Source organism: uncultured Muriicola sp., from assembly GCF_947258935.1.
GTDB lineage: Bacteria > Bacteroidota > Bacteroidia > Flavobacteriales > Flavobacteriaceae > Muriicola.
Genome location: NZ_CAMYKH010000139.1, coordinates 1 through 3232, shown reverse-complemented (window position 1 = coordinate 3232; position 3232 = coordinate 1). Strand labels below are relative to the sequence as shown.

The following is a 3232-nucleotide window of genomic DNA, read 5'->3' as shown; positions in this document are numbered from 1 at the left end:
GTATTTCACAAAAGTAAATTATGGATATTCAATATTTAAGATGCGATCCAGGTTCCACATTAGGAAATAGGGGACGTATTATACTTTTGAACTTCCTATCTGATTTCAGGAATTAAGTTGAAAAGTTAAGAACGTCCCCGATCCCGTCCGATCCCGTCCCAAATTCGTTATAAATCCATATAAATCTAAATAGCTAAAGAATCAATTAGGCTGTCACGCCGGAGGTCGAGGGTTCGACTCCCTTCGTCCCCGCCACTAAATTCAAAAGGTTACCCAAAATTGGTAACCTCTTTTTATTTTCAAATTATCAGCTCCCCACACTATTCCCCACATAATCACCGTAAATCACTGCCCTTACTGCTCTGTCTCTTGAAAATAGGAGCATAACATTTAATCCCCACACCCGTGGGGAACGCAATAATGTGACTTTGTATTACCTGTTTTTCCCAATATGAAAGGTTCTGCATAAGTGTTGGGGTATTTATTTCACAAAAGCTGCCGTGTCTACTTGGTTGAATTTTTCCTAACTGCCTGATATTTAGTAAAATCTGGGCATGTGACTTTTTTGGCATTTTTATTGCTTTAATAAATGATGGATAAGTATGCTCTAAGCACATAGCACAAAGCAAAACCCATCGGGGGGATGGGAATAATGCAAAGTGTCTTGAAGAAAATAGCCGAGTCGCCTTTAAAAGGTGGTTTGGCTATTTTTATTGGTGGAAAGCGAGGATAATATGAAAGATAACCTATGCTTTTGTTTATTGGCAATTCTACTTTTCTTAATTCAGCTCATTGGAATTCCAAATTCAGCGATATCCAGTCAATTATTTTCGCTTACAGATCTCGGTTCAGGTAATTATACTTTTGCCATCAACAATAAGGGGAAAATAGCTGGTTACTCAACTTCCCCAAGTGAACTAGGCAACAATTTATTCATATACGAAGACGGTAATATAAACCATTTAGGATTCATAGGCCAAAGCGGTCAGCCATATGATATCAATGATAAGGGGCAGATAGTTGGCCGCTCCCAGTTTAATATCTACGAGCCGAGAGCATTTATTTATAAAGACAATCATATACAGATAATTGATGAGTTTAAAGATACCGATGCCTACGCATCAAGCATTAACAATAACGGACAGGTGCTAATCAACGATACCAGTGACAGTTATTTTCAAAAAGCATTCATTTTAGAAAAAAATGGAACTGTTACACCTCTGGATAAACTGGGTTTGAGAACATGGGCTAACGCAATCAATGATAGCGGTCATGCAGTAGGCTTTTCCACAGCCGGTGGATCTGGCTCATTTATCTATAAGAACGGAATCATGGAACATAGCCTGATCCGGTATCCCGAAATCCAAGAACCTGATCCTATTAGGCACCGGCTTGATTGGACTGGTGGGAATGGGAGGTAAAAAATTATTCATGAAGAAATAGCTTCTTTTAATGCTCAACCGAGGTTGCATATGGATTCAGCAAAATCCCATTTCTCAATAGAGGAGGGCTTTTGTTTTGCTATACTTACATACAAATCATAAGCAGGGGTAAACGATGAAGCAAAAATCTGAGGGTATACATCGATTATCAATTTTGACTGGCGGCCTGGGAGCATTTGCATGGTTTCTCTATATTCTAATCGATACCCATTCATTTACTCGCATTAAATATGGCGAGGAATGGCTGCTTATCTTAGTAGGTCTTGTTTTTTGGTTCCTCATCCCATTTATATTAGTCAGGTCAACTTATTGGGTCGTTATTGGATTCAAGCAGGACAAAACATAAAGTAGCGCGAAAAGTCAAAACGAGGAACCTGACAATTGAGCCACCTCCCTGGTAAGCCTGCTTGTGAGATTTAGGTATAACAAAATTGCCATTTCAGCTTAGACAACCGTCTGGGTTAAATTGTCAAAGAGCAACGCAGGGTCAGAAATGGCAATGCTTTAAGCACATAACACAAAGTAAAACCCGTCAAGGGGGATGGGAACGATGCAAAGTGTCTTTTAGATAATAGCCGGGTTGCCTTAAGGGTGGTTTGGCTTTTGTTATTGGGGAAAAGGGACTATTGTTTTCAGTACCCAAAAACAAAGATAAACGTAAAAAAGCATTGAGGAGTTAAGGAAATAAATGGAGAGAAAATTTCCGACAAGCTATTTCAAGTCCAATGGGAATGAGATGGTCTTAAGAAGTGACCGGGACCCAATGCCCGACATACATAGTACCGTAAGATCTGCGAATCGGCAGAAGATTATTCAAAAAATAGATAAATATAGAAAAAGAATAGAAAATCAGAGAATAGATAGACAGGGGATAAAAAACCGCCTTAAACTTTTACAGATGAGGGAAGAAGTATACGAAAGCGGGAACTTATCTAAGATTGAACAGGAATTGTCAGCGATGTGGACAGATATTGAATGCAGCGAAACGTTTCAATAGTCATATTTTCGTATACTCTAATTGCACTTATGAGTTTTATTTTATTTTCTATCACTGATGCTATAATACTTCCCAGTTTCAATATTCCTTATTCTGTGTTGTTAATGGGATTAGTTGGTTGTCTTGTTAGTATGTACATACGACTTCCGAACATTAGAATAAGGCAACCTCTAAGTTATGATCCAACAGTTTGGTTCATTATTAGTCCACTTGTTGCTATCATTATGGCTGGTATTTTTTTCGGTATCGTACAGATTTTCCTTCCCGTGTTTCAAGTTGATTTGTACGACGAATCGTGGTTTTTCTGGGTCCTTGCCTGGGTTGCTGGCTTTGTTGACTGGGTATACTTTTATGAAAGGCTAAGCAATGGATTTAGAAATTGGGTCTAATATGCAGAATAATAAAACTAACAACATATCTCCAACATAACGGCAATTTGTTTCGCCTGAAAAAATTACAGATACCAGACATATCTACAAGTTTTCCCAATGCTGGGATTGGTGTCAAATTTTGAATAGTGAATAACGCTCTGATTGATATGAAGGAATGAATAGGAATAGGGTCAGGCCCACACTTTTGACAGATTTTTTGTTATTAGGGTGAAGAAAAGACGGATGTGACATATAATCATTCGGATTTTTCAATGATTGACTTAAAAAGGACTGCGATGTTAAACAATCAACCATAGATTTAAATGCGCTAACCAAAATCAGATGGTGCCATGATAAGAGAGAGGTTCAAAGGTTCAGGGTTCACGGTTCAGGGTTAAACAAATAACATAGATTGATGCAGT

At 38.2% G+C, this 3232-nt stretch carries 1 protein-coding gene; it reads left to right on the top strand.

Annotated elements, in window-relative coordinates:
• Positions 1 to 734 precede the first annotated feature (734 nt).
• Complete coding sequence (locus Q0X72_RS13660) at positions 735 to 1421, top strand: hypothetical protein (protein ID WP_297766540.1); 687 nt, start codon at positions 735 to 737, stop codon at positions 1419 to 1421.
• The last annotated feature ends 1811 nt before the right edge of the window (positions 1422 to 3232 follow it).